At 60.0% G+C, this 25,648-nt stretch carries 23 protein-coding genes and 1 pseudogene; 7 read left to right on the top strand and 17 right to left on the bottom strand.

Annotated elements, in window-relative coordinates; translation table 11 throughout:
* Window positions 1-91: 91 nt before the first annotated feature.
* Complete coding sequence (locus CKW11_RS03520) at window positions 92-1,192, top strand: polyamine ABC transporter substrate-binding protein (RefSeq protein WP_095136414.1); 1,101 nt, start codon at window positions 92-94, stop codon at window positions 1,190-1,192.
* Window positions 1,193-1,413: 221 nt separating this feature from the next.
* Here the strand turns inward: CKW11_RS03520 and CKW11_RS03515 are convergent, their stop codons facing one another.
* The 4 genes from CKW11_RS03515 to CKW11_RS03500 all read right to left on the bottom strand — a co-directional run bounded on the left by CKW11_RS03515 (window position 1,414) and on the right by CKW11_RS03500 (window position 6,020).
* On the bottom strand, window positions 1,414-2,391 hold the full coding sequence (locus tag CKW11_RS03515) for a TerC family protein (protein WP_095136413.1): 978 nt from the start codon (window positions 2,389-2,391) through the stop codon (window positions 1,414-1,416).
* Window positions 2,392-2,665: 274 nt separating this feature from the next.
* Window positions 2,666-3,154, bottom strand: coding sequence for a hypothetical protein (locus tag CKW11_RS03510; protein ID WP_095136412.1), 489 nt, complete (start codon window positions 3,152-3,154; stop codon window positions 2,666-2,668).
* A gap of 225 nt (window positions 3,155-3,379) precedes the next feature.
* Entirely contained in the window at window positions 3,380-5,092 is a 1,713-nt protein-coding gene (locus CKW11_RS03505; RefSeq protein ID WP_177439968.1) for an amidase, read from the bottom strand.
* A 139-nt stretch (window positions 5,093-5,231) separates the two neighbouring features.
* Complete coding sequence (locus CKW11_RS03500) at window positions 5,232-6,020, bottom strand: helix-turn-helix domain-containing protein (protein ID WP_095136410.1); 789 nt, start codon at window positions 6,018-6,020, stop codon at window positions 5,232-5,234.
* 84 nt (window positions 6,021-6,104) lie between these two features.
* Between CKW11_RS03500 and CKW11_RS03495 the strand changes: the two genes are divergently transcribed.
* Window positions 6,105-7,103: a bile acid:sodium symporter family protein gene (locus tag CKW11_RS03495; protein WP_095136409.1), complete on the top strand. Its 999-nt coding sequence runs from the start codon at window positions 6,105-6,107 to the stop codon at window positions 7,101-7,103.
* Between the two features lie 96 nt (window positions 7,104-7,199).
* Here CKW11_RS03495 and CKW11_RS03490 read toward each other — a convergent pair whose 3' ends face one another.
* The 3 genes from CKW11_RS03490 to CKW11_RS03480 all read right to left on the bottom strand — a co-directional run bounded on the left by CKW11_RS03490 (window position 7,200) and on the right by CKW11_RS03480 (window position 10,434).
* The gene (locus tag CKW11_RS03490) at window positions 7,200-7,394 is read right to left on the bottom strand and encodes a PLD nuclease N-terminal domain-containing protein (RefSeq protein ID WP_027613057.1); all 195 of its coding nucleotides are present in this window, start codon (window positions 7,392-7,394) and stop codon (window positions 7,200-7,202) included.
* A gap of 104 nt (window positions 7,395-7,498) precedes the next feature.
* Window positions 7,499-9,742: a hypothetical protein gene (locus CKW11_RS03485; protein WP_143499909.1), complete on the bottom strand. Its 2,244-nt coding sequence runs from the start codon at window positions 9,740-9,742 to the stop codon at window positions 7,499-7,501.
* A gap of 86 nt (window positions 9,743-9,828) precedes the next feature.
* The gene (locus CKW11_RS03480) at window positions 9,829-10,434 is read right to left on the bottom strand and encodes a response regulator transcription factor (RefSeq protein WP_095136407.1); all 606 of its coding nucleotides are present in this window, start codon (window positions 10,432-10,434) and stop codon (window positions 9,829-9,831) included.
* 113 nt (window positions 10,435-10,547) lie between these two features.
* Here CKW11_RS03480 and CKW11_RS03475 point away from each other — a divergent pair, with 113 nt between their 5' ends.
* Window positions 10,548-12,173: a hybrid sensor histidine kinase/response regulator gene (locus tag CKW11_RS03475; protein ID WP_095136406.1), complete on the top strand. Its 1,626-nt coding sequence runs from the start codon at window positions 10,548-10,550 to the stop codon at window positions 12,171-12,173.
* A gap of 1 nt (window position 12,174) precedes the next feature.
* On the opposite strand, the gene yecR is transcribed toward CKW11_RS03475, so the two are convergent.
* From yecR to CKW11_RS03455, 4 genes are all read right to left on the bottom strand, one after another.
* Window positions 12,175-12,483, bottom strand: coding sequence for a YecR family lipoprotein (gene yecR / locus CKW11_RS03470; protein WP_095136405.1), 309 nt, complete (start codon window positions 12,481-12,483; stop codon window positions 12,175-12,177).
* A gap of 33 nt (window positions 12,484-12,516) precedes the next feature.
* The gene (locus CKW11_RS03465; protein WP_095136404.1) at window positions 12,517-12,831 is read right to left on the bottom strand and encodes a hypothetical protein; all 315 of its coding nucleotides are present in this window, start codon (window positions 12,829-12,831) and stop codon (window positions 12,517-12,519) included.
* A gap of 506 nt (window positions 12,832-13,337) precedes the next feature.
* Window positions 13,338-14,510, bottom strand: coding sequence for a cystathionine gamma-synthase (locus CKW11_RS03460; protein WP_095136403.1), 1,173 nt, complete (start codon window positions 14,508-14,510; stop codon window positions 13,338-13,340).
* Window positions 14,507-15,883 carry a cystathionine beta-synthase gene (locus CKW11_RS03455; RefSeq protein ID WP_095136402.1) on the bottom strand — a complete coding sequence of 459 codons (1,377 nt, stop codon included), beginning with the start codon at window positions 15,881-15,883 and terminating at the stop codon, window positions 14,507-14,509. Before CKW11_RS03455 ends, CKW11_RS03460 begins: the two co-directional genes overlap by 4 nt.
* A 391-nt stretch (window positions 15,884-16,274) precedes the next feature.
* Here CKW11_RS03455 and metE point away from each other — a divergent pair, with 391 nt between their 5' ends.
* Window positions 16,275-18,563 carry a 5-methyltetrahydropteroyltriglutamate--homocysteine S-methyltransferase gene (gene metE / locus CKW11_RS03450; RefSeq protein WP_095136766.1) on the top strand — a complete coding sequence of 763 codons (2,289 nt, stop codon included), beginning with the start codon at window positions 16,275-16,277 and terminating at the stop codon, window positions 18,561-18,563.
* Window positions 18,564-19,014: 451 nt separating this feature from the next.
* Here the strand turns inward: metE and CKW11_RS03445 are convergent, their stop codons facing one another.
* The gene (locus CKW11_RS03445; RefSeq protein WP_095136401.1) at window positions 19,015-19,950 is read right to left on the bottom strand and encodes a Ppx/GppA family phosphatase; all 936 of its coding nucleotides are present in this window, start codon (window positions 19,948-19,950) and stop codon (window positions 19,015-19,017) included.
* Between CKW11_RS03445 and CKW11_RS27560 the strand changes: the two genes are divergently transcribed.
* The 3 genes from CKW11_RS27560 to map all read left to right on the top strand — a co-directional run bounded on the left by CKW11_RS27560 (window position 19,949) and on the right by map (window position 21,367).
* Window positions 19,949-20,167: a hypothetical protein gene (locus tag CKW11_RS27560; protein WP_143499907.1), complete on the top strand. Its 219-nt coding sequence runs from the start codon at window positions 19,949-19,951 to the stop codon at window positions 20,165-20,167. The genes CKW11_RS03445 and CKW11_RS27560 overlap by 2 nt on opposite strands.
* Window positions 20,168-20,351: 184 nt before the next feature.
* Entirely contained in the window at window positions 20,352-20,579 is a 228-nt protein-coding gene (locus tag CKW11_RS03440) for a ParD-like family protein (RefSeq protein WP_003225727.1), read from the top strand.
* Window positions 20,576-21,367: a type I methionyl aminopeptidase gene (gene map, locus CKW11_RS03435; RefSeq protein WP_095136400.1), complete on the top strand. Its 792-nt coding sequence runs from the start codon at window positions 20,576-20,578 to the stop codon at window positions 21,365-21,367. Before CKW11_RS03440 ends, map begins: the two co-directional genes overlap by 4 nt.
* A gap of 5 nt (window positions 21,368-21,372) precedes the next feature.
* Here map and CKW11_RS28755 read toward each other — a convergent pair.
* The 5 genes and pseudogenes from CKW11_RS28755 to CKW11_RS03415 all read right to left on the bottom strand — a co-directional run.
* Window positions 21,373-21,480 (bottom strand): annotated as a pseudogene (locus CKW11_RS28755) (metal ABC transporter ATP-binding protein); the annotation flags it as partial.
* 95 nt (window positions 21,481-21,575) lie between these two features.
* Complete coding sequence (locus CKW11_RS03430; protein WP_095136399.1) at window positions 21,576-22,730, bottom strand: ABC transporter ATP-binding protein; 1,155 nt, start codon at window positions 22,728-22,730, stop codon at window positions 21,576-21,578.
* Between the two features lie 17 nt (window positions 22,731-22,747).
* Window positions 22,748-23,557, bottom strand: coding sequence for an ABC transporter permease (locus CKW11_RS03425; RefSeq protein ID WP_025111627.1), 810 nt, complete (start codon window positions 23,555-23,557; stop codon window positions 22,748-22,750).
* A gap of 6 nt (window positions 23,558-23,563) precedes the next feature.
* The gene (locus CKW11_RS03420; protein WP_095136398.1) at window positions 23,564-24,478 is read right to left on the bottom strand and encodes an ABC transporter permease; all 915 of its coding nucleotides are present in this window, start codon (window positions 24,476-24,478) and stop codon (window positions 23,564-23,566) included.
* Window positions 24,475-25,500 carry an ABC transporter substrate-binding protein gene (locus CKW11_RS03415; protein WP_095136397.1) on the bottom strand — a complete coding sequence of 342 codons (1,026 nt, stop codon included), beginning with the start codon at window positions 25,498-25,500 and terminating at the stop codon, window positions 24,475-24,477. The genes CKW11_RS03420 and CKW11_RS03415 overlap by 4 nt, the downstream gene beginning before the upstream one ends.
* Between the last annotated feature and the right edge of the window lie 148 nt (window positions 25,501-25,648).

Raw genomic sequence — 25,648 nt, 5'->3', positions numbered from 1 at the left:
AACCTTCCTTGCCCTTGGCTACCTTTGCAGCCGCTGCCGTGTACAGAACATAAAAACCATCGATCTCACGTCGCAATCCGGGGAAACAACCATGGTCACGATGAAACGCATTCTGGGTGCCACCGTGTGTGGGCTGACGCTGCTGGCCAGCGCGGTACACGCCGAGCAGCGCGAGCTGCGGGTCTACAACTGGGCGGATTACGTTCTGCCGTCGGTGCCCAAGGATTTCGCCGCGAAAACCGGCATCAAAGTGACCTGGGACACCTTCGACACCAACGAATCGCTGGAGGCCAAGTTGCTCACCGGCAACTCCGGCTACGACCTGGTGGTGCCGTCGAACCAGTTCATCGACACCCAGATCAAGGCCGGGGTGTTCCAGAAACTCGACAAGTCGAAACTGCCGAACTGGAGCCATCAGGATCCGGCACTGCTCAAACTGCTCGACGCCAACGACCCCGGCAACCAGTACGGCGTGCCTTACATGTACGGCACGGTGCTGATCGGCTTCAACCCGGCCAAGGTCAAAGCCGCGCTCGGCGACAACGCACCGGTCGACAGCTGGGATCTGGTGTTCAAGCCGGAGAACATGGAGAAGCTCAAATCCTGCGGCGTGGCGATGCTCGATTCACCGTCGGAAATTTTGCCGCTGGCCCTGCATTATCTCGGCCTCGACCCGAACAGCCAGAACCCGGCCGACTATGAAAAGGCCAAGGACCTGATGCTGAAGATTCGTCCTTTCGTGACTTACTTCAACTCCGCCAAGTACATGACCGACATCGCCAACGGCGACATCTGCGTGGCCATCGGTTACTCCGGCAGCTTCTATCAGTTCGGCAACCGTGCGAAAGAGGCGGGTAACGGTGTGGTGGTCGATTGGCGTTTGCCGAAGGAAGGCGCGCCGATCTGGTTTGATACTTTCGCCATTCCGAAAAGCGCGAAGAATGTCGAAGAGGCGCATGAGTTCCTCAACACCTTGCTCGATCCAAAAGTCATTGCGCCGATCAGTGATTTCCTCGGCTACCCGAACGTGAACAAGGATTCGATGCCGCTGGTGAACAAGGACATCACCGGCAACCCGAACCTGACGCCAACGCCTGAGGCTTTGAAAACCCTCTATGTCGTCCAGCCACTACCGCAAAAACTCGAACGCGTACGCACGCGGGTGTGGACCAGCATCAAGTCCGACAAGTAACAACGCGGTCCCTGTAGGAGTGAGCCTGCTCGCGATGCGTCGTGTCAGCCAACATTGATGCTGGATGTGCCGCCGTCTTCGTGAGCAAGCCCACTCCCACCCTGGATCTTGGCTAATCGTAGATCTTTCATTCACCGTCAATCCACTGTGGGAGCGGGCTTGCTCGCGAAGGCGTCCGATCAGCTGACATTTTCATTAATGTCACGCCGGCAGATGTTGTGTCATTCGGTGCGTTGGAGGTCTTCCTTGCGAGTGACGATCAGACTCAACACCACCGACCCCAGAATCACCCCGCCCACCACCGCCAGCGACCACTCCACCGGCATGTGAAACCATGGCATCAGCGTCATCTTGCCGCCGATGAACACCAACACAATCGCCAGTCCATACTTGAGCAAATGAAAGCGGTCGGCCATGTCCGCCAGCAGGAAATACAGCGCGCGCAGGCCCATGATCGCGAAGATGTTCGAGGTGAAGACAATGAACGGGTCGGTGGTGACGGCGAAGATCGCCGGGATGCTGTCGACCGCGAACATCAGGTCGCTGGCCTCGATCAGCACCAGCACGAGGAACATCGGCGTGGCCCAGCGCACGCCGTTCTGCAGCACAAAAAAGCGCTCGCCATGAAAGCCCTGCGTGATCCGCATGTGCCCGCGCACCCAGCGCAGCAGCGGGTTTTTTTCGAGGTCCGGTTGTTGCTCGGCGAACATCAGCATCTTGATCCCGGTAATGATCAGGAACACCCCGAAGGCATACAACAGCCACTCGAACTGCGACACCAGCCACACCCCGGCGAAGATCATCGCCGCGCGCATCACGATCGCCCCGAGTACGCCGTACAGCAGCACCCGGCGCTGCAATTCCGGTGGCACGGCGAAGTAGCTGAAGATCATCACGAAGACGAACATGTTGTCGATCGACAGTGACTGCTCGATCAGATAACCGGTGAGGAATTCCAGCGTCTTGCGTTGGGCAATTTCGGCGCCGAACTCGCCGTTCAAGTACCACCAGAGCAACCCGGCGAAGGTCAAGGCCAGTGCGCACCAGGCGATCACCCAACAGGATGCTTCCCGCACTGAAACGCGGTGTGCCTTGCGTCCGCCGAAGACGAACAGGTCCAGTGCAAGCATGGCGAGGACGAAGACGATAAACGCGCCCCACATCCACGGTTCGCCGATATTGATATTGTCAGTGGGCATGGCAATCTCCCTGTCTTTTATGTCGTTGGAGGCAGACCGGGACATGCTAGCGAGGAGTGAATGCCAAGGAAAAATCGTATATTCCTGAGGCAAAGTTCGATAAAAACGAAGTGTCTGGCGTTTTTTGCGGCAGGCATCTTTGCAATGGCAAGCGGCATTGATGCGTGAATGCGATAGAAATTTCAGTGCGAGCTAATTCGGAAGGCAGAGTTGCCAAACACTGCGGGCAGGCACTTACCCGTTTGGCATTAATATGTCATTGCGACTGACTTTCTTATTGTGCAGGTTTGTCAAGAGGACCCGATGCCAGCAGTTCTAATCTGCCTTGTACTTTGTGCGGCTTTCCATCGGGCTCTATTTGAAAATCAAAGTCTGCGTATATTGATTTGTTTTTATCGTCTCGCTTAAGTTTGATTTCGCCGTTGTCACTCGAAATGATCCCTCCAGAAGCAATGACGCTTGCGCGCACAGGGCTTTCGTCACCTTTCTTAATTGGATATGTGCCACTTTCGAGCTTCTGATCAATGATGATAGTAATCTGGTAAAAAACGTCTGCTTTGTGATATCGGCCGATGATGCTGACTGATCCGGGAACCAAGGATGCATAAATAAACAGCTCCGGCCTGAAACTCGGAATGGGCGGAAAATCAGGATTGAATTCGGCCTTGTAGTATTTGCCAACGGGTTGTTCTTCTACTTCTATGAGTAATGGCTTCAAGTCTTCATCGACGCCATGTTGTTTAAGCAGAATGGCATTGCTCATGTTTGCGTTCCTTCAGTGCTGAACGGTTTCAGGGATTTTCCAAATGGAAAGTCTATCGAGCGAGAACGTAACTCGCCGTCCTGTTCAACCGCTACTGTCAGAACTGTCAGTTGCCAGTTATGGGAGAGTGTGTTGGCAGGGTTGTATTGATGCAGAGATGAGTGACAGGGCAAGGCCGCCGAAAGCGGATTGAGACCCTTTCGAGCCTCAATCCAACCCACCTTGTTACTTGCGGGCAGCCAACGGCGGAGTACGCGGCGGCACCTGACGCTTCGAACCGGTCGCCTCGAACGCCGAGGCCAGACGCAACAGATTCGAGTCATCGTAAGCACGACCGGCGAAAGTCAGACCAACCGGCATGCCGATGTCGGCCATGATCCCCATCGGTACGGTGACAGTCGGCACACCGAGATGCCGGATCGCCAGATTGCCGTTGGCGACCCAGACGCCATTGCTCCAGGCGATGTCCGCCGATACCGGATTGATATCGGCATCCGCCGGGCCGACGTCGGCGTTGGTCGGGAACAGCACCGCGTCGAGTTTCAGCGCATCCATCCAGTCTTCCAGATCAAGCTTGCGGGTCTTTTCCAGACCGCGCAGACCGTCCGGCAGCGTCGGGATCTGATCCCACGGAGTGATCCCGCGCTCGGCCATGCGCACGTATTCGTCCATGCCGGCGGCCAGATCGCCTTCACGGTTGGGCAGGGTGCCCGGATCGTGCGGGAAGATCTTCGGCCCGTCGACATCGGCCAGGCGATTGAGCTTCGGATCGCCGTTGGCGCGCAGGAAATCATCGAAGGCCCAGGCCGACAGATCCCACAGTTCGTGGTGCAGAAATTCCTTGGAGACGATGCCGCGATTGAACACGGTTGGTGCGCCGGGGCGGTCGCCTTCGCAGTTGGAGACCAGCGGGAAATCTACTTCGATGACTTCGGCACCGGCCGCTTCCAGCGCGGCGCGGGCCTGTTTCCACAGGTCGATCACCGAAGGGCGGGTGTTGATGCGCTGCCCGGTCGGGCCGCCGATGCCCGGTGCTTCGCTGGTGCCGGCTTCAGGGTCGGCGTTGATGTACATCTTCGGTACACCGAGACGTTTACCGGCCAGTGCATCGGACTTCACCGCCAGTTCGGCGTAGGAGGCCGGGCGTACCGAAGCAACGCTCGGGATCGGTACCCACGGCTGCAGGCGCCACAGATCGCCACGGGTGTCAGGGTCTTCCGCGACCACCACGTCGAGCACTTCAAGCAGATCGGCCATGGTGCGGGCGTACGGCACCACCACGTCCATGGTCGGCGTCAGCGGCCAGTTGCCGCGCACCGAGATCACGCCGCGCGACGGCGTATAGGCGCACAAACCGTTGTTCGACGCCGGGCCGCGACCGCTCGACCAGGTTTCTTCCGCCAGACCGAACGCCGAGAAGCTCGCCGCGGTCGCGGTGCCGGCACCGTTGGACGAGCCGGAAGCAAACGGTGCAGTCAGATAAGCAGCGTTATACGGGCTCTCCGCACGACCATAGACGCCACGCTGCATGCCGCCATTGGCCATCGGCGGCATGTTGGTCTTGCCCAGGCAGATCGCCCCGGCGCCGCGCAGGCGTTCGATTGTGAAGGCGTCGCGATGCGCCACCAGATCGGCGAAGGCCGGGCTGCCGGAAGCAGCGGTCAGACCCTTGACCAGATAGCTGTCCTTGGCGGTGTAAGGGATACCATCCAGCGGGCCGAGGATTTCGCCCTTGGCCCGGCGCGCGTCGGACGCCCGGGCTTCGGCCAGTGCTTCGGGATTGCGCACCACCACGGCATTCAGTGCGGTGGCGGTGTTCGGGCCGTCGTAGGCGTCGATCCGGGCCAGATAGGCCTGCACCAGTTCAACCGCGGTGGTCTGGCCGGCTTCGAGCGCCGCGCGTAATTGAGCAATGGAGACTTCAGTGACTTCGATCATGCTGTTACCGCCGACAGGTTCGCTAAAGGGGTGGGTCATTATGGTTATGGTCGAAACGTGTAGAAAATTGCGTATGGACGAAACTCTACCCTGAACTTTGCCGAATGGCATGTGCTAATTCGATAAATATCGACAAAACTCAGCGAAAAAATTCCCCCGGTGTCTCGCCAAACTGCTGCCGAAAGGCCGCGATGAAGGCCGAGGTCGAGTCATAACCGCAGGCCAGAGCCACGTCGGTGACGCGTTCGCCGCGTTCCAGCGGAGTCAGCGCACCTAGCAAACGCAAGCGCTGGCGCCAGGCACGGAAGGTCAGGCCGGTGTCGCGTAAAAACAGCCGGCTGAGGGTTTTCTCGGTGACACCGAATTTTTCGCTCCAATGGTTCAGGGTGGTTTGCTGTTCCGGATGTTGTTCCAGGCTCTGATAGATCTGCCGCAGACGGCTGTCCTGCGGCAGCGGCAGCATCAGGTCGATCTGCGGTGCCTCGGCCAGTTGATCGAGGATCACCTGGGCCAGGCGGCCGTGCGCGCCGGTCTCGTCGTATTCCACCGGAACCAGACTGAACGCGCGAATCAGCTCGCGCAACAGGTCGCTGACACCCAGCACATGACAGCGCTCAAGCGCCCAGCCGGCCACGCTGCAATCGATATACAAACTGCGCATTTCGGTGTGCGGCGAGCTGAACACACGGTGCGGCACGCCCGCCGGAATCCACACCGCACGCTCCGGTGGCGCGACGAAACGCCCGGCGCTGGTCTGCACTTCGAGCACGCCCTGAATCGCATACGACAACTGCACCCACGGGTGACTGTGACGCCGGGTCAGTGCGCGATTGGGCAGCGATTCGGTGCGCCCGTACAGCGGACGTGGCAGGCTGGGCAGCCCGGGAATGCTGCGCCGGAAGCTTTTCTCATGTCCTTTAGGCGGCATCTGTTGGCTCTTCGGCGTTAGTCGGTAATTTCTGCTCACGTTAGAGTCGCAATCACGTACTGGCAACCCCCGGATGAGCAAACCATGACCCGCCCAAGATTCCTGCCCGACAACTTCACCCTGACCCTGATCGGCGTCGTGCTGCTGGCCAGTTTTCTGCCGGCCAGCGGTCAGGTCGCGGTCGGGTTCGGCTGGCTGACCAACATCGCCATCGCGCTGCTGTTCTTCCTCCACGGCGCCAAGCTGTCGCGTGAATCGATCATCGCCGGGGCCGGCCACTGGCGCTTGCATCTGTTGGTGTTCGGCCTGACGTTTGTGCTGTTCCCGCTCCTCGGCCTGGCGCTGAAACCGCTGCTCTCACCGCTGATCGGCGACAAGCTGTACATGGGCATGCTGTATCTCTGCGCGTTGCCGGCCACCGTGCAGTCGGCGATTGCCTTCACTTCGCTGGCCCGAGGCAATATTCCGGCGGCGATCTGCAGTGCGGCGGCGTCGAGCCTGTTCGGGATCTTCCTTACGCCGTTGCTGGTGACGCTGTTGTTGGATGTGCACGGTGACGGCGGTTCGACCCTCGATGCAATTCTGAAGATCAGCGTGCAATTGCTGCTGCCGTTCATTGCCGGGCAGATCGCTCGGCGCTGGATCGGCGCATGGGTGGGGCGCAACAAGAACTGGCTGAAGTTTGTCGATCAGGGTTCAATTCTGCTGGTGGTGTACGGCGCATTCAGCGAGGCGGTCAACGAAGGTATCTGGCACCAGATTCCGCTGGTCGATCTGCTGGGGCTGGTGGTGGTCTGCTGCATCCTGCTGACGCTGGTGCTGTTGGCGTCGACCCTGCTGGGCAAGGCGTTTGGCTTCAGCCAGGAAGACCGCATCACCATTCTGTTCTGCGGCTCGAAGAAGAGCCTGGCCACCGGCGTGCCGATGGCGCAGGTACTGTTTGCCGGCAGCACGATTGGCGTGTTGATTCTGCCGCTGATGCTGTTCCATCAGATTCAACTGATGGTCTGCGCGGTGTTGGCGCAGCGTTACGCGAAACGGCCGGAATCGGTGCCGGAGTTGATGGCGCAGGTAGATCCATAAAACACTGCATTCTTTGTAGGAGCTGCCGCAGGCTGCGATCTTTTGACTTTCAAGATCAAAAGATCGCAGCCTGCGGCAGCTCCTACAGAGGATGTGTCAATCCTGAGTCACGTGTTTCGGCCCGGCCAGTGCCCAGGCAATCAGGCCAAACAACGGCACAAACACGATGGCGATAATCCACACGCCTTTGTTGCTGCCTTTGCCTGCGCTCTTGCGCACGCGGTTGATCGCCCACAATTCAACGATCACAAGAACGACGGCGAGTACGATCCAGACGGGTTCAATTTGCATGGGCTACCTCCTGATGGTCTTTCAGTTAGGTGAGCTGATGGCCACAGGGTTCATTTTCTTTCACCCCTTGTGCGGCCCCCGGCAGACAGAACACCTGTTTGATATCACATCCCGATGACCGGAGAGTCACTCTGGCCCTGCACCGATTGCCTGAGTTCGGTCAGCAGATCCTGGGTGTAGGTGATGGGAAACCCGTGCTCTGTCAGGCGCTGGCAGGCATGCCGGACAAAACTGCTCATTCCGCGGCGGTAAGCGATACCGTCGAGGGTGTGAGGCCGGTAAAACAAGCCACCTTCCAGACTGCATAGCGGCATTGCATGGGCCTGATAGCCCTGTTCCTTGTATTTGCGTTTTGCCGGGTAATCTTCGAATTTTGCATACCTCACCACATCTTCGGTGCGATAGGCCCAAACCTCGATCCAGAGCGGCGCCGCGTCGATGAGGAAATCGGCCATCGCCCGACCTCCGCCATAGCCGGGGAAACGGGTGATCGGCGGATGATCGACAAAGTCGTAGTCCGCCAAGTGCAGCATGTTGGCCACGATCGTTTCTGGCAGAGAGTCATAGCGAAAGCCGTTCAGCCCTTTGAATTGACCCCAGTTGAACAGCTTCGAGATTTCTCTGACCCAATTCTGGCTCGCGGCGTACTTGTAGGACCCGGATGAAGACGCGTGCCAGTCCGAAGATGATGTAAACCCAGAGTCACGAATATGCTGCGCAATATCGTCGAGGCTTTTGCCTTGCCATACGGCAGGCAGCTGAAAGCCCATTTTTGCGCAGAGATCGCCCATCAGGCCGCGCTCGCGAATATTAAGGATCAGACTGCTGTAACTGCGCTCCAGTTGACTCAGGCTGTCGAGCTTTTCGTCCTGACAAAGTTCGTTGGCCTTGTCCAGAATTGCCTGATCTGTCAGGCGCGAATAGTTGACCAGCGGGATCCAGCCATAAGAGGCCATGACTCCCTCTTTGAAGCCTTGCGCGATAATGCTTTCACTCGCACCTGGATAGCGCGAAACGAACTCCCCCCAACTCAGGCACTTGGTATCGCGTACGCATTCAAGCGCGTCTTGCAGCGTGGCAATTTCGTAGCTGCGCTTGAAGCGAATGTCCATGTCGGCGAGGACGCGATGGTGGATAAAGTCTCCGGCATTTCTGCGGCGAGTGATGAAGTTGTTGACGCTGTTGGGCAACTTCGCCCGGATGTGGCCGATGGTCGTCGCGCCGTGATCGATTTCGGTCTGGAAAAACCCGCGCAATTGCTGCTCGGTGTACTCGGTGGGACGGGCATTCGAGGGCAGGTCCAACGCTTGCTGCACGATCTCGTACTTGCGTGTCAGTTTGTCTGCGTCATTGCCGGAGGTGTTCGAGGGGTAGCGCAGATAGCGCATCGCCCTGGGAAACAGCTTTTGTCCATCGGCGAAGTTCCTGATGCCTCTGTCGCGCAACAGATCAATGTAGTACTGGTCGTTTTCGCCAATCCGGTCTTCAGGCAAATACGTGTTGCGACAGTGCGGATTGTCGCAAAAGGTGAAACCGCGGTACCGGATCAGGTCGTAACTTTTGCGCGCATTGTGTTGATGACAAACGGTGCAAGTGATCGATAGGGACTGGCTGCGATTGACCTGGGATTTTCCTTCGAGCAGTTGCAGAGTGCCGTCGAAAGTCATTTCCACATCCGCAAGGAATGTGTTGAAGGCCAGAAGCGCGGCGCGTTTGAACGGATTGCAGTGTGGGCAGCGGGTGGCATCCCAACTGTCGAGTTCGCTGAACCTGAGCGTAACTTTTTTGCCGCAGACGCTATGAACGTAATCGACCTTTTGCATTCGCCGAGCAGGAGTCTGGTGCGGAGGAACAAGGCCTTTGGGCGCGCAGATCTCCTCAAGCGTTGAACGCGTGAGCACCGGGGACGGCATCTTTCTTCGGGTCTCGTCCGGTTGGAAGAATGTCCCTTTCTTTGAAGACAATGCACGCGAACGAACGACGCTCCAGCTCTGGGTCATCGTCAGATTGCCCTTGCGCCAATGCAATGTGTCACCGGCAGAGATTTTCAGATGACTCAGTGGCACGCTCCCTTCAAGGGCGTGAGTCACGTCATCGAGTCCCTGTTCCCGGGCGATGGACTTCAGATACAAGAGGCTCAACTTGCCGCGCTCATGGCAGGGAATGAAAACGCAGCCGCGTTTATCGCTGACTAACGTTTTGGAGTTCTTCAAGTTCACCATCCCGCACGAGTGAAGAACCTCATGAACGGATTGGCCATTTTTGTGTGTGCCGCTGAGCCGTTTGTAGCCGGCGGCATGGATGATCTCGAGGATTGCTTCGTCGGTGTAATCGGATAGGCGAGACATGATCGAATGAAGGGCTCAGCGTGAAAAGGTCGGATTTACGGCAGGGCCGTGTTTTTTTGGGGGGGAGGCGTGCATGTGCGTGAGGGCTACCCACCCCCCGAATATTTCACCGCAGCGGCCGCCCGCGACGGCACGTTGAGCGTGCGCAGCAACGACGACACATGGATGCGCACGGTGAACGGCGAGATATCCAGTTCCCGGGCAATCTCTTTGTTGGTCTTGCCTTGGGCGATCAGCCGCAGCACATCCTGCTGACGCGGGGTGAGGGCGGTGCCGGTCTCCAGCGGCAGCAGCCCGGAAGGGGCGAACCTGACCAGCACTTCGCCTTCGCGGATCGCCAGAATCGCCTCGCCGATCTCATCCGGGGCGATGTTCTTGCCGATGAAACCGTCGACGCCGGCTGCCATCACCTCACCGATCAACATCTCGTCGTCGACCATCGACACCACAATCAGCGTGGTGCGCGGCAGTTTTCGGCGCAGTTCGGCGAGTTGGCTGATGCAGGTCAGGCCGGGGAAGCGCAGGTCGAGAATCAACGTGTCCGGCTCGCTGCCGTCGGGCAGCAAGGCCAGCACGGCGTCGAGGTCTCCGGCCTCCTCGATAGTCGCCTCGGGCAGCAGGCGCTGCACGGTGCGCAACATGGCCTCGCGAAACAACGGGTGATCGTCGGCTATGATGATGCGGCATGTCATGACGTGACCCTCCCTGGATCAGCGTGGTTTACGGCATGCACCTTAGCACCGCAAACGCAGATTGCCTGCCGACCGTTGCTGAATCTGACGACTGTCGCACAAGGACGTTGCCCATGAAGTTCGAGAAAAACACCGAGCTGGATCAGGCCAATCTGCGGATCATCATCGCCGGCATTGCCATGGTTTACATCTGCGTGCTGGGCGTATTGCCGGGGCAGCGCTTCGATACCTATCTGCCGGTGGTGATCTACATCTCGCTGTTTCTGCTGGCGTCGATTGTCTTGCGCCAGGCCATTGCAAGCTGGCCGGGGCATTACCCGGCGCGGCGGATTTTCGCGATGGTCCACGATTACACCGGTACCTGTTTCGGCCTGGTGCTGGGCGGTGAAGCGGCGTTGCCGCTGTACGCGGTGATCATCTGGGTCAACCTGGGCAACGGCATGCGCTATGGCTCGCGCTATCTGGCGATTGCCACGGGGTTGGCGCTGCTGGCGTTGCTGGCGGTCTATCGGTTGACGCCGGTGTGGCAGGCGCAACCGTACATGGTGCTGATGTTGATGCTCACCAGCACGGTGATCCCGTTCTACGCACACTTGCTGCTGGAGCGCACGCGCAAGGCCTCCGAAGAGGCGGTCGCGGCCAATCTGGAAAAGTCGCGGTTTCTCGCCCAGGCCAGCCATGATCTGCGCCAGCCGATTCACTCCATCGGGCTGTTCACCGCGTGCCTGCGTGAATCGCGGCTGGGCGAGCAGGAGCGGCAACTGGTCGACAACATCGACCGTTCGCTGCTCAACGTCTCGCAGTTGTTCCGTTCGATTCTTGACCTCTACACCCTCGACAACGGGCGTATTCTGCCGAGGTTGCAGGTGTTCAATCTCGGCGAGTGGCTGGCCGACCTGATCCGCCAGAACGCCGAGGCGGCGCGCTGGGCCGGCGTGGAGTTGCGTCTGCGCCCCTGTGAGCACTGGGTACAGAGCGATCCGGCGTTGCTCGCAACCATGGTGCAGAACGTGCTTTCCAATTGCTTCAAGTACGGCGCGCAACGCCCGGTGCTGATCGGCGTGCGCAAACGCGGCACCGGGCTGGCCATCGTGATTTATGACCGCGGCAACGGTATTGCCGAGGAGCATCTGCCGAAGGTCTTCGAGGAGTTTTATCGGGTGCGCCAAGTGCGTGACAAGGACGTGGAAGGCGTCGGCCTCGGGTTGTCGATCGTCAAGCGTCTGGGGCAGTTGATCGGCGTCGATGTGGCGTTGCGCTCGCAGCTCGGACGTGGCACGGCGGTCACCCTGTATGGCTTGCCGGTGGCCGTGGCGCCGCAGATGCCGGCCATGCGTGACGATGTGCGGCAGGCCGGCCTGCTGACCGGGCTGAAGGTGTGTCTGGTGGAGGATGATCGCAACGTCTTGCTGGCAACGTCGGCGCTGCTCGAGCGCTGGGGCTGCGTGGTGCAGGGCGAGTTGAGCGGGCAGGGGCTGGTCACCGATTGCGACATCATCGTCGCCGATTACGATCTGGGTACGCATGCCACGGGCATCGAGTGCATTGACGAGGTGCGGCGCCAGCGTGGTTTTGCGGTGCCGGCGATGATCATTACCGGGCATGACATCGAGAAAATACAGGCGGCCTTGCACGACCGCCAAATTGCCATCCTGTCCAAACCGGTACGCCCGGCCGAGCTGCGCGCGACCTTGCGGGCCCTGCGCGACCGGCAAACCGAGCCGGCCGAGCAGGTTTGACTCAGCGCTTGCAGAGGTAGTCTTGAGTGATGGTGGTTTGCAGGCAGTTGAACTGGCCCATGGTGCGGCAGATGTTTTTCTCGGAACCGGTCACCTCGGCGTTCTTGTAGCCCCAGGTCTTGCAGCGCTCCATCGCGACAGTCAGGCCTTGCGCGGCGTTGGTCTGGCCGCTTTCAAACTGGCCCAATTCATAGGAGACCTGGACGACACCGTCGTTCTTGCTGCCACCGGTGGCTTCCCATTGTTTGGGCGTGGCGCAGCCCGTCAGGGCGAGGGCGGTGAGGGTGAGAGTTGCGAGCAGGGTTTTCATGATGGAACGTAGTCCTTTACCGGGGAAGAGGGATTACTGGAACGGAATCGGCGAGGCGCCTTTGGGCAGGCACGACAGCGGCGGGGTCATGATGCCCATGCTCGCCACGGCGATAATCGCGCCGCTGGGCAACTCGCAGTTGTACTCGCCGGCCGGGGTGTACGCGGTGTAGTAGGTGAGGGTGCTGTCGCTGCGGATGTTGTCGATTTTCGACACCGGTTTACCGATGACCGTCTGCGCGCGCTCTTTCATGCTGGCTTCGGTAGGTTTGGCGGTCTGGCAGCCGCTGGCGCCAAGCAACAATGCGCTGACGATCGTCACTTTGCACAGATTGGAATGCAGTTTCATGGTGTTTCTTCCTTGGTGTTGTTCTGATTTCCAGGCACGACGATCCCGCGCACTGCACAGCGGCAATGTTGGGGAGCATCGGGGGTTGCGAGGGAATATAGCGCCGCGTGGCAGGGCGGTCGATTAGCACAAATGTGCTAGTGAACTGCGCAGGCGATAGTCTTTTCGCTTCCTTGCAGGTGGGCGCAGAAAGGAAATCAGTCTAAAAACACTGCCCGCGACTCGACGGCTTTTGCTAGCCTCAAAGGTGTAGGCGAACACGCAGACTGATGCGCAAGCGGATAGCAAGGGGACGTGGGGCGCGTTCCGAAGGGTACACGGTTAGAAAGATCTCCGCGCTGAGATCCAGCCCTTATGCCGTGTGAGGCAGCAAAGCACCGCTCTTTTTCCATGGTTGCTTTTGTACTGTGAGAGGCCCGATAAACCTTGTAAGCCAGAGACCAGCACTGGCCGCCTACTCGAACACCAAAGCCCGCATTGCTGCGGGCTTTGTCGTTGTTGCAGGGTCAGATTTTCGTCAGCGCGTACGCCAGATCGGCGCGCAGGTCTTCGAGGTCTTCGACCCCCACCGACAGGCGCACCAGGCCATCGCCGATGCCCAGTTTCGCGCGGGTTTCAGGTGGAATGGTCGCGTGGGTCATGATCGCCGGATGCTCGATCAGGCTTTCAACGCCGCCCAGGCTCTCGGCCAGGGCAAAGATGTTCACGTTCTCCAGAAAGCGCCGTGCGCCCTCCAGATCACTGTTCAGATCCACCGAGATCATCCCACCGAAACCATGCATCTGCCGTTTGGCCAACTCATGCTGCGGGTGCGACGGCAGGCCCGGGTAGTAGACGCGTTTGACCTGCGGTTGCTGCTCCAGCCACTTGGCCAGTTCCAGCGCGTTGCTGCAATGACGTTCCATGCGCAGCGCCAGAGTCTTCACCCCGCGCAACGTCAGGAATGCATCGAACGGGCCGGAAATCGCGCCGACCGCGTTTTGCAGGAAGCCGAGTTTGTCCGCGAGTTCGGCATTCTGCCCAACCACCGCGATACCACCGATCACGTCGGAGTGACCGTTCAGGTACTTGGTGGTCGAGTGCAGCACGATGTCGAAACCCAGCTCCAGCGGGCGCTGGATATACGGGCTGGCGAAGGTGTTGTCGGCGACGCTGATGATCCCGCGTGCACGACAGATGCGCGCAATCGCGGCCAGATCCGACAGGCTCAGCAGCGGGTTGGTCGGTGATTCGACAATCACCAGGCGCGTGTCGTCCTGCAGCGCCGCTTCGAACGCCGCCAGATCAGTCAGATCGACGTAGCTGAAGCGATGCCCGGCACTGCGCTGACGGACCTTGTCGAACAGGCGGAACGTGCCGCCGTACAAGTCATTGCCGGAGATCACGTGCGAACCGGCATCGATCAGTTCGAGCACGGTGGAAATCGTCGCCAGCCCGGAAGCGAAAGCAAACGCCCGGGTGCCTCCTTCCAGATCCGCCACGCAACGCTCCAGGGCAAAACGCGTCGGGTTGTGCGAGCGCCCGTAGTCGAAGCCCTTGTGCACGCCGGGGCTGTCTTGCAGGTAAGTCGAGTTGGCGTAGATCGGCGGCATCAGCGCGCCAGTGGTCGGGTCAGGTTCTTGCCCGGCGTGGATCACCCGGGTCGCGAAGCCTTGGGATTTATCGTCGTGCTGACTCATGCGAGGGATCTCCGTAATTGGTTGAGCATGTCGGTGCGGGTAATCAGGCCGTGGAAGCCCGAGGCGTCGGCGATGATCGCGACGAGGCCGCGACTGAGCACTGTTTCCAGCTCGGCGAGGTTGGCACCGGGGGCGAGGGTTTGCAGTTTGTCGGTCATCACGCTGGAGACCGATTGACTGAAGCGTGCGGCGTCTTCGTGCACCGCCAGCAGGATGTCCGATTCGTCGATCACGCCGACCAGTTGTTTGCCTTCCACCAGCACCGGCAATTGCGAGACATCCGCCAGACGCATGCGCTGGAACGCCGTCAGCAGGGTGTCGTCGGGGCCGACGCTGATCACCCGGCCGTCCTCGAAACGCCGGGCGATCAGATCGCGCAGGTCGCCATAGCGTTTGCGCTGCAACAGGCCCTGATCGGTCATCCACTGGTCGTTGTAGACCTTCGACAGATAGCGCGTGCCGGTGTCGCAGACGAAGCTGACCACGCGCTTGGGCTCGGTCTGTTCGCGGCAATAACGCAGCGCGGCGGCGAGCAAGGTGCCGGTCGACGAGCCACCGAGAATGCCTTCGGCGCGCAGCAACTGGCGGGCGTGGTCGAAGCTTTCTTCGTCGCTGATCGAGTACGCGTGGCGCACGCTGCTGAGGTCGGTGATCGACGGAATGAAGTCTTCGCCGATGCCTTCCACCGCCCACGAACCGGGCGTCGGCATGGTGCCGTCGCGGCTGTACTGAGCCATCACCGAACCCACCGGGTCGGCGAGGACCATTTGCAGATCCGGCTGTACGCGTTTGAAGAAGCGGCTCAGCCCGGTCAGGGTGCCGGCGGAACCGACGCCGACCACGATCGCGTCCAGATCATGCTCGGTCTGCGCCCAGATCTCCGGCGCGGTGCTGCACTCGTGTGCCAGCGGGTTGGCGGGGTTGTTGAACTGGTCGGCGAAGAACGCGCCGGGAATGTCTTTCGCCAGTCGTGCGGCCACGTCCTGGTAATACTCGGGGTGGCCTTTGCCGACATCCGAGCGGGTGATGTGCACTTCGGCGCCCATGGCTTTCAAGTGCAGGACTTTCTCGGTGGACATCTTGTCCGGGACTACCAGCACCACGCGGTAGCCTTTGGCCCGGCCGACCAGCGCCAGACCCAGACCGGTGTTGCCGGCGGTGGCCTCGACAATGGTGCCACCCGGTTGCAGGCGTCCGTCGCGTTCAGCGGCATCGATCATCGCCAGACCGACGCGGTCCTTGATCGAACCGCCGGGGTTTTGTGATTCCAGTTTGAGAAACAGTGTGCAGAGGCCGGTATCGAAGCGGGTAACTTGTACCAGCGGCGTATTGCCGATCAGCCCAAGTACGGCAGGGCGTGAATCCTTTGACATTTCTTCACCTCTTGTAGTGGTGTTGATCGCGTTCCATTCGCGGGGAAAAGCTCGCGTGCAACATAGGCGCAGACCTGATCTGTCGCAACCTTTAACCCGCCGCAGATACAGCCATTTCGATCTAACCATAGAACAGAATCGCAGCCTGCAAGGACCCGGTTTCAGAGGGTTTACATCAAGGCGCCATTGAGTATTGAAAGGGCGTCGCAAGCGCCTCTCAAAGCTTGATCTGCGGATGAATATCCTGCAGGGCAAAGATGTTTTCAGCGGGCATGCAGCTGATATCCGATCATGAGGGAAACTTGTGATCATCAAGATTAAAATGAGTTTGTCTCACTAGCATTCGATCCCGACAATGGCCGCCATCAACAAGACATTGGAGTTGTTTGTCATGGCACTGGCCCATTCCCTCGGATTTCCGCGCATCGGTCGCGACCGCGAATTGAAAAAAGCGCAAGAGGCGTTCTGGAAAGGAGAACTGAACGAGGCTGGCCTGCGTGAAGTGGGTCGTGAATTACGCAAGGCCCACTGGGACCTGCAGAAGAACGCCGGCATCGAGCTGCTGCCAGTGGGCGATTTCGCCTGGTACGACCAGGTGCTGACCCATTCGCTGATGTTCGGGGTGATTCCCGAGCGTTTCCGTCCGCACGACGGTAAAGCCAGCCTGCAGACCCTGTTCAGCATGGCCCGTGGCGTCAGCGACAGCTGCTGTGGCGGTGCGCACGCCCAGGAAATGACCAAGTGGTTTGACACCAACTACCACTATCTGGTCCCGGAATTCAGCGTTGATCAACAGTTCCAGCTCGGTTGGGAACAGTTGTTCGAAGAAGTCGAAGAAGCCCGTGCACTGGGGCATAACGTCAAACCGGTGATCATCGGCCCCCTGACTTATCTGTGGCTGGGCAAGGCCAAAGGTGCCGAGTTCGACAAGCTGGAACTGCTTGATCGCCTGCTGCCGCTGTACGGGCAGATCTTCGCGCGGCTGGCCGCACTCGGTGTGGAGTGGGTACAGATCGACGAGCCGATTCTGGTGCTCGACTTGCCGCAGGAGTGGAAGAATGCTTTCGAGCGTGCGTACAACCAGATCCAGCGTGATCCGCTGAAAAAACTGCTCGCCACTTACTTCGGTGGTCTGGAAGAGAACCTCGGTCTGGCCGCTAATCTGCCGGTCGACGGTTTGCACATCGATCTGGTGCGCGCAGCGGAACAGTACCCGACCATCCTTGATCGCCTGCCGGCCTACAAAGTGCTGTCGCTGGGTGTGGTCAACGGCCGCAACGTCTGGCGCTGCGATTTGGAAGATGCGCTGGCGACGTTGCAGCATGCGCATGAACGTCTGGGGGATCGGCTGTGGGTCGCGCCATCGTGCTCGCTGCTGCACAGCCCGGTGGATCTGAACCGCGAAGACCAGCTCGATGCCGAGCTGAAAAGCTGGTTGGCGTTTGCCGTGCAGAAGTGCGAGGAAGTCGCGGTGCTGGCGCAGGCGGTCAACGAGCCGGAAGCGCCGAAAGTGCTCCGCGCGTTGACCCAAAGCCGCTCGGTACAGACCAGCCGCGCCGCCTCGCCGCGTATTCACAAACCGGCAGTGCAGGCCCGTGTGGCGGCCATTACCGCGCAGGACAGCCAGCGCCAATCGCCGTTTACCCAGCGCATCGCCAAGCAGCGCGCCGGCCTCGATCTGCCGCTGTTCCCGACCACCACTATCGGCTCGTTCCCGCAGACCGCGGCGATCCGTTTGGCGCGTCAGTCATTCAAACAGGGCAAGCTCAGCGAAGCCGAATACACCGAAGCCATGTACAGCGAGATCCGCCATGCGGTGGAGATCCAGGAGCAACTGGGCCTCGACGTGCTGGTGCACGGTGAAGCCGAACGCAACGACATGGTCGAGTACTTCGCCGAGCAACTCGATGGCTACGTGTTCACCCGTTTCGGCTGGGTGCAGAGCTACGGTTCGCGTTGTGTGAAACCGGCGGTGATCTTCGGTGATCTGAGTCGTCCGCAAGCCATGACCGTGGACTGGATCCGCTACGCGCAAGGCCTGACCGACAAGGTCATGAAGGGCATGCTGACCGGCCCGGTGACCATGCTGATGTGGTCGTTCCCTCGCGAAGATGTGTCCCGTGAAGTGCAGGCACGGCAGTTGGCGCTGGCGATCCGTGACGAAGTGGTGGATCTGGAAGCCGCCGGGATCAGGATTGTGCAGATCGACGAAGCTGCATTCCGCGAAGGTCTGCCGCTGCGCCGTGCGCAGTGGCAGCACTATCTGGATTGGGCCACCGAAGCGTTCCGCCTGTGTGCCTCCGGTGTACGCGACGAAACGCAGATCCATACGCACATGTGCTACAGCGAATTCAACGATGTGATCGAGTCCATCGCCGCCATGGACGCCGACGTGATCACCATCGAAACCTCGCGTTCGGACATGGAGTTACTGGAGGCCTTCGAAGCGTTCGCTTACCCGAACGAGATCGGCCCGGGCGTCTACGACATCCACTCGCCGCGGGTGCCGGATGCTTCGGAGATGGCCAATTTGCTGCGCAAGGCAGCGCAGCGGATTCCGCCAGAGCGGTTGTGGGTCAACCCGGATTGCGGCTTGAAAACCCGTGGCTGGCCGGAGACTGAGGCGGCGCTGGTGCACATGGTCAACGCTGCCCGGCAACTGCGCAAAGAACTGGCGTAAAGCGCTAACGCCGTCCTTGTGGGAGCGGGCTTGCTCGCGAAAGCGGAGTGTCAGCTAAATAATTTTCGACTGACACTCCGCCTTCGCGAGCAAGCCCGCTCCCACACTGGAGTGTGTAGGGCGTCAGTGACGGCTCATCAAACCATGCAGCACACCGAGGCGCAAACCCGGTTCCGACGGCGCCATCTGCGAAATCCCGAGTTGTGCAAAGAACGCCGTCCCTGTGGGAGCGGGCTTGCTCGCGAAAGCGGAGTGTCAGCTAAATAATTTTCGACTGACACTCCGCCTTCGCGAGCAAGCCCGCTCCCACACTGGAGTGTGTAGGGTGTCAGTGCCGGCTCATCAAGCCGTGCAGCACACCGAGGCGCAGCCCCGGTTCCGACGGCGCCATCTGCGAAATCCCGAGTTGCGCAAAGACCGCCGTCCTTGTGGGAGCGGGTTAAGTGATCTGTCAGTGCCGGCTCATCAATCCATGCAGTACACCGAGGCGCAGCCCCGGTTCCGACGGCACCATCTGCGAAATCCCGAATACCTTGAACGCCGCCAGCATCAGCACCAGTCCACCGGGCAAAATGCTCTGGCGATGCGGCTGCAAGCCTGCCAGCTTCAACTGTTGAACGTTCTTCACCTTCAGCAGCAGGAGCGACAGCCGCAACAGTCCGCCATAGGTGATGCCATCCTGACCGAAGTCGTTCAAGCGATTGGCCTTGAGCACTTTCGCCAGCATCCGCGCCGTGCCCGACGAGCCAATGGTCTGCTGCCAGCCCTGCGCGCGATAGCGGCGGGCGACTTTTTCGAATTGCAGGATCGCCACGCGCTCGGCTTCCTGTAGTGCACCGGGCGCGATGCGTCCGTCGGGGAAATAGCGTGCGCCCAGGGTGCCGCTGCCGATGGCGATGCTTTCGGTGAGCAGCGGTTGCGAGCCCTGGCCGAGAATCAGTTCGGTGGAACCACCGCCAATGTCCACCACCAGACGCATGTCTTGCGCATCCGGCAGGGTATGAGCGACGCCGGCATACACCAGTTGCGCCTCTTCATGGCCGGAAATGACGTCGATGCGAAAACCCAGATGGCGTTCGGCACTGTGCAGAAACAACTGCGCATTGTCGGCCTCGCGCACCGCGCTGGTCGCCACTGCCCGCACTTTGCCGGCCTCGAATCCGCGCAGCTTCTTGCCGAACCGCGCCAATGCCTGCCAGCCCCGATCCAGCGCCATTTCATCCAGTGCACCGCCGTCGAAGCCCTCGGCCAGCCGCACCGGCTCTCGCAGGGTTTTGACTTCCTGAATCATGAAGCCTTTTCGACTGCGCACCGACTGGCCGATCATCAGGCGAAAGGCATTCGAACCCAGGTCGATGGCGGCAAACAGCGAGGCGTCTTCTTTCATGGGAATCCCTGCAAAACATCCGTCGAAGGCTCAAGACGGTTTGCGAGGATCCTGCGGTGATCTTGATGACATCCTGATGACGGGGCAGGGGCGGTTGAATGAATTTGCGGCTGTCATGACACTGTCATTATCCGGCGACTATCCTGCGGCCAATACATCGCGTGTTCTTAAAGTTTTTGCTGCCGAATTTGGCAGCTTTTTTTTGCCTGCGATTTGATGCCTTGCGTTCTGTAGGAGCTGCCGCAGGCTGCGATCTTTTGACTTTGTTTTTGAAGATCAAAAGATCGCAGCCTGCGGCAGCTCCTACACGATGGTGTTTGTAGATTTGCGGAGTCAATTTGCAATTCAGCGTTAGGCTTGGCTAATATACGATACATATACACATCGTATCGGATTCATATATGGGCATCGTAAAGATTTCAGAAGACATGCACGAGAACCTGCGTATCTCCAGCAACGCGCTCAGCCGCTCGATCAACGCGCAGGCCGAGCACTGGATGCGCATCGGCATGCTCGCCGAACTGCACCCCAACCTCGACCACAGCGCCATTTGCCGCTTGCTGATCCGCGCCGAACAGAACGGCGGGCTGGATCTGCATCAACTGACTCAGGAAGCCGTCAGCGCATGAGAAATCAGATCAAGATCAATAACCCTGCGGAAATCGCGAAGTCGCGCGCGGCGGGCAAACTCGCCGCTGAAGTGCTGGCGATGCTGGTGCCGCATGTGAAGGCCGGGGTGACGACCGATGAGCTGGATCGGTTGTGCAACGACTACATCGTCAACGTGCAGAAAGCGATTCCGGCCAACGTCGGTTATCACGGTTTTCCGAAAACCGTGTGCGCTTCGGTCAACGACGTGGTGTGCCACGGCATTCCTTCGGGCACACCGCTGAAAGACGGCGACATCGTCAACCTCGACATCGCGGTGATCAAGGACGGCTGGTTCGGCGACACCAGCCGCATGTACGTGGTCGGCGAGGCGACGCCTGAGGCGCAGCACCTGATCAAGACTACCTACGACGCCATGTGTGCGGGCATTCGCATGGTGCGTCCGGGCGCGACGCTGGGTGACATCGGCCATGCGATCCAGAGCCTGGCGGAGAAAGAAGGTTTCAGCGTGGTGCGCGAGTATTGCGGGCATGGCATCGGCAAGGTTTATCACGATGAACCGCAGATCCTGCATTACGGGTTTCCCAATCAGGGCATGAAGCTCAAGGCGGGGATGATCTTCACTGTCGAGCCGATGCTCAATGCCGGCAAGCGTCATGTGAAGAACATGCCGGATGGCTGGACCGTGCTGACCAAGGATGGCTCGCTGTCGGCGCAGTGGGAGCATATGGTCGCGGTGACCGACACCGGTTTCGAAATCCTCACCGCGTGGCCGGACGAAATTGAAGGTTTCACTCCGATCGCCTGAACACCACCAGACCCCTGTGGGAGCGGGCTTGCTCGCGAATGCGGTGTGTCATTCAACATAAACAGTGACTGACACGCCGCCTTCGCGAGCAAGCCCGCTCCCACAGTTGAAATGCAATCTCATGTAGGAGCTGCCGCAGGCTGCGATCTTTTGATCTTGAAAAGCACAATCAAAAGATCGCAGCCTGCGGCAGCTCCTACACGGAACCTCAGTGAGAACCGGCCGCTTTGTTGAGGTCGCTCTCAGTCCATTCGGTGTAGACGCAAGCATCGGCAGTAGCCCAGCGCACCCGCACCGGGTCGCCAGCCTTGAGCGGCATGCCCGCCGCCGACAGCGCTTTCACCGTCATCGAAGTACCGCCCGAAGTCACCACGCTGCAGGTCTGGCTTTCGCCGAGAAACAACACTTCCACCACCTGCGCCGACACCTCATTCCAACCCGCTGCCAGCGGCTCAGCGCTCGCCTGCTGCACGCTCAGTGCCACAGCTTTTTCCGGACGCACCATCAACAACACGTCCTGATCGGTGTGCAACCCGGCGGTCAGGCGAATCGACAATGACTGTCCTTCAAACGAAGCCGCCGCATTGCCCTGCGCCTTGAGCTTGAGGAAGTTCGAATTGCCGAGGAACGACGCGACAAACGCGTTCGGCGGATTCTGATACAGGTCATAACCGCTGCCCAAACCAACAATCTTGCCGTGACTGAAAATCGCGATGCGCTGCGACAGGCGCATGGCTTCTTCCTGATCGTGGGTCACGTAGACGATGGTGATGCCCAGGCGCCGATGCAGCTGGCGCAGTTCATCCTGCAGGTCTTCACGCAGTTTTTTGTCCAGCGCACCGAGCGGTTCGTCCATCAACAGAATGCGTGGCTCGTAGACCAGCGCCCGGGCGATGGCTACGCGTTGCTGTTGCCCGCCAGAGAGTTGCGAAGGGCGGCGATGGGCGAATTGTTCGAGCTGTACCAGTTTCAGCATCGCATCGACACGCTTGTCGCGTTCGGCGGCGGCGAGTTTGCGGATCGCCAGCGGGAAGGCGATGTTGTCGCGCACCGACAGATGCGGGAACAGCGAATAACGCTGGAACACCATGCCAATGTCGCGCTTGTGCGGTGGCACGTTGACCAACGACTGACCGTTGACCAGGATCTCGCCGCTACTTGGGGTTTCGAACCCGGCGAGCATCGACAGCGTGGTGCTTTTGCCCGAGCCGCTGGAGCCGAGGAAGGTCAGGAACTCGCCGTCCTTGATGTCCAGCGAGATGTTGTCGACGGCGGCAAAGTCGCCGTAGTGCTTGTTCAGATTGCGCAGGCTGACCAGGGGTTTGTCGTTCTGCTGGGATGCGTCTTTGATCACGGCACTCATGTCGTACTCCTGGGCGCTCAGGCGCTGATTTCGTTGCGCCGGCGCAGCGCGGCGGCGATCACCATGACCAATACCGACAGGCCGATCAGCAGCGTCGAAGCGACGGCGATCACCGGGGTCAGGTCCTGGCGCAGGGTGGTCCACATTTTCACGGGAAGGGTTTGCAGGGTCGGGCTGGCCATCATCACGCTGAGCACCACTTCGTCCCACGAAACCAGAAAGGCGAAGAGGGCGCCGGCGACCATGCCCGGACGGATCGCCGGGAACGTCACCTTGAACACCGCTTGCAGGCGTGAGGCGCCGCAGATCACCGCCGCGTCTTCAATCGACTGATCGAACAGCTTCAGCGAGTTGATGATCGAGATGATGGTGAACGGCAGCGCGACGATCACATGGCTGACCACGAACGCAAACATGGTCCCGGTGTAACCGAGCTTGAGAAACAGCGCGTACACCGCCACGGCGATGATCACCAGCGGCACGATCATCGGCAGGGTGAACAGGCCGTAGAGCATTTCCCGTCCGGGAAAACGCCCGCGCACCAGAGCAAATGCGGTTGGTAGACCGAGGGCCACGGCGCAGATTGTGGTCAACACGGCGACCTTGAGGCTGGCCGCCGCAGCGTTCATCCAGTCGGCGTTGGAGAAGAACTGGCCGTACCATTTCAGCGTCCATCCCGGCGGCGGGAATACCAGCCACTGCGACGAGCCGAACGACAGCAGCACGATGAACACGATCGGCAACAGCAGGAACAGGCCGATCAGACCGGTGGTGGCGTAGAGGCCGAAACGCATCCGCCGGCTCATGGCATTGGGAGTCAGGAGCATCTCGACTTACCTCGCGTTACTGGCGCCAACCGGGGATTCCGGCTGAAGCTTCAGGTAGAAGTAGAACAGCACCAGGGTGATCGCGATCAGCAACGCGGCTCCGGCACTGGCCAGGCCCCAGTTGAGGAACGATTGCACCTGCTGAATGATGAACTCCGGCAGCATCATGTTCTGCGCCCCGCCGAGCAGTGCCGGGGTGACGTAGTAACCGAGCGACATCACGAACACCATCAAGCCGCCGGACGCCAGACCTGGCCGGCACAGCGGCAGGAACACCCGGAAGAAGTTGGTCCACGGGCTGGCGCCGCAGATCGAGCCGGCCTGCAGGATCATCGGGTCGATGGCCTGCATGGTCGCCTGCAACGGCAGGACGATGAACGGGATCATGATGTAGCTCATGCCGATCACCACGCCGGTCAGGTTGTGCACCATTTCCAGCGGCTGATCGATGATGCCCAGCGCCATCAGCGCCTTGTTGATCACCCCCGAGGCCTGCAGCAATACCAGCCACGAATAGGTGCGGGCGAGCAGGCTGGTCCACATCGACAGCAGCACGATGTTGAGGATCCAGCGGCCCCAGCCGCGCGGCACCAGCGTGATCGCCCAGGCCAGCGGAAAGCCCAGCAAGAGGCTGAAAATCGTCACCAGCCCGGCCACCGAGAAGGTGTTGAGCAGTACCCGCGCATACGCCGAGTTGGCGAACAGTTGTTCATAGTTGCCAAGGCCCGGGGTCGGTTCCAGCACGCCGCGCAACAGCAGGCCAATCAACGGCGCTAGAAAGAACAGGCCGAGGAACAGCAGTGCCGGGACCAGGTTGCCGGCACCTTTCCAGCGTTGTCTGAAGGTGTGGGTCGAGCCGGCAGCGCTCGCGGCGCTCCCGGTAACCGTTGCAGGACGGGGCGCAGCAGCCGCCATTTTCATTTGACCAGCCATTCGTTCCACCGTGTCGCGATGGCCGGGCCGTTCTTGGCCCAGTACGCGAAATCAAGAGTGATCTGATCCTTGGCGTAGGCCGTCGGCAGGTTCGGGGCCAGCACCGAGTCCAGGCGCGCCACGCTGTCGACGTTGACCGGGGCGTAGGCGGTCAGGTTGGAGAAGTCGGCCTGGCCTTTGGCACTGCTGGCGTTGGCCAGGAACTTCATCGCCGCGTCCTTGTTTTTCGAGCCCTTTGGAATCACCAGAATGTCGGCCATGACCAGGTTCTGTTTCCAGCTCACACCGACGGGGGCGCCGTCTTCTTGCAGGGCGTGAATCCGGCCGTTCCAGAACTGGCCCATGCTCGCTTCACCGGAGGCCAGCAGTTGCTGCGACTGCGCGCCGCCGCTCCACCAGACGATGTCTTTCTTGATGGTGTCGAGTTTTTTGAAGGCGCGATCCAGATCCAGCGGGTAGAGCTTGTCAGCCGCTACGCCGTCGGCCAGCAGCGCCAGTTCGAGCACGCCGGGGCTTGGCCATTTGTACAGGGCGCGTTTGCCAGGGTAGGTCTTGGTGTCGAACAGGGCGCTCCAGTCCTGCGGCTTGTTGGCGCCGAGTTTGCCCTCGTTGTAGCCCAGGACGAAGGAGAAGAAGAACGAGCCGACCCCGTAATCGCTGACGAAACGCGGGTCGATCTTGTCGCGCTGGATGACGTTGAAATCGAGGGGTTCGAGCAGGCCTTCAGCGGCGGCGCGCAGGGCGAAGTCGGCTTCGACATCGACCACGTCCCATTGCACGTTGCCGCTTTCGACCATGGCCTTGAGTTTGCCGTAGTCGGTCGGGCCGTCCTGCACCACGGTGATGCCGCTGGCCTTGCTGAACGGATCGGCCCAGGCCTGTTTCTGCGCATCCTGGGTGCTACCGCCCCAGCTGACGAAGTTCACGCTTTCGGCGGCCATTGCAGCCTGGCCGGTCACGCTCAGCAGTCCCGCAAAAAGGATTGCGGTTGCAGCTTTGTTCAACACCATTTTTACGCCCTCATTGTTGTGTTTTTGAGCGGGCTTGCGTTGTTGCCCGCCTGTCGGGAGCAGTAGCCGGACGGTTTTTCAGGTCGCCCGGTCTATGGAATATCATATTATGGTATTCCAAACTTTGTGCAAGCACTTTGCCTTACCG

It is taken from the genome of Pseudomonas sp. Irchel s3a10 (genome assembly GCF_900187525.1).
GTDB classification, from domain to species: Bacteria; Pseudomonadota; Gammaproteobacteria; order Pseudomonadales; family Pseudomonadaceae; genus Aquipseudomonas; species Aquipseudomonas koreensis_G.
The sequence above is the reverse complement of the archived record's forward strand: the minus strand, read 5'-3'. Positions and strand labels throughout refer to the sequence as shown.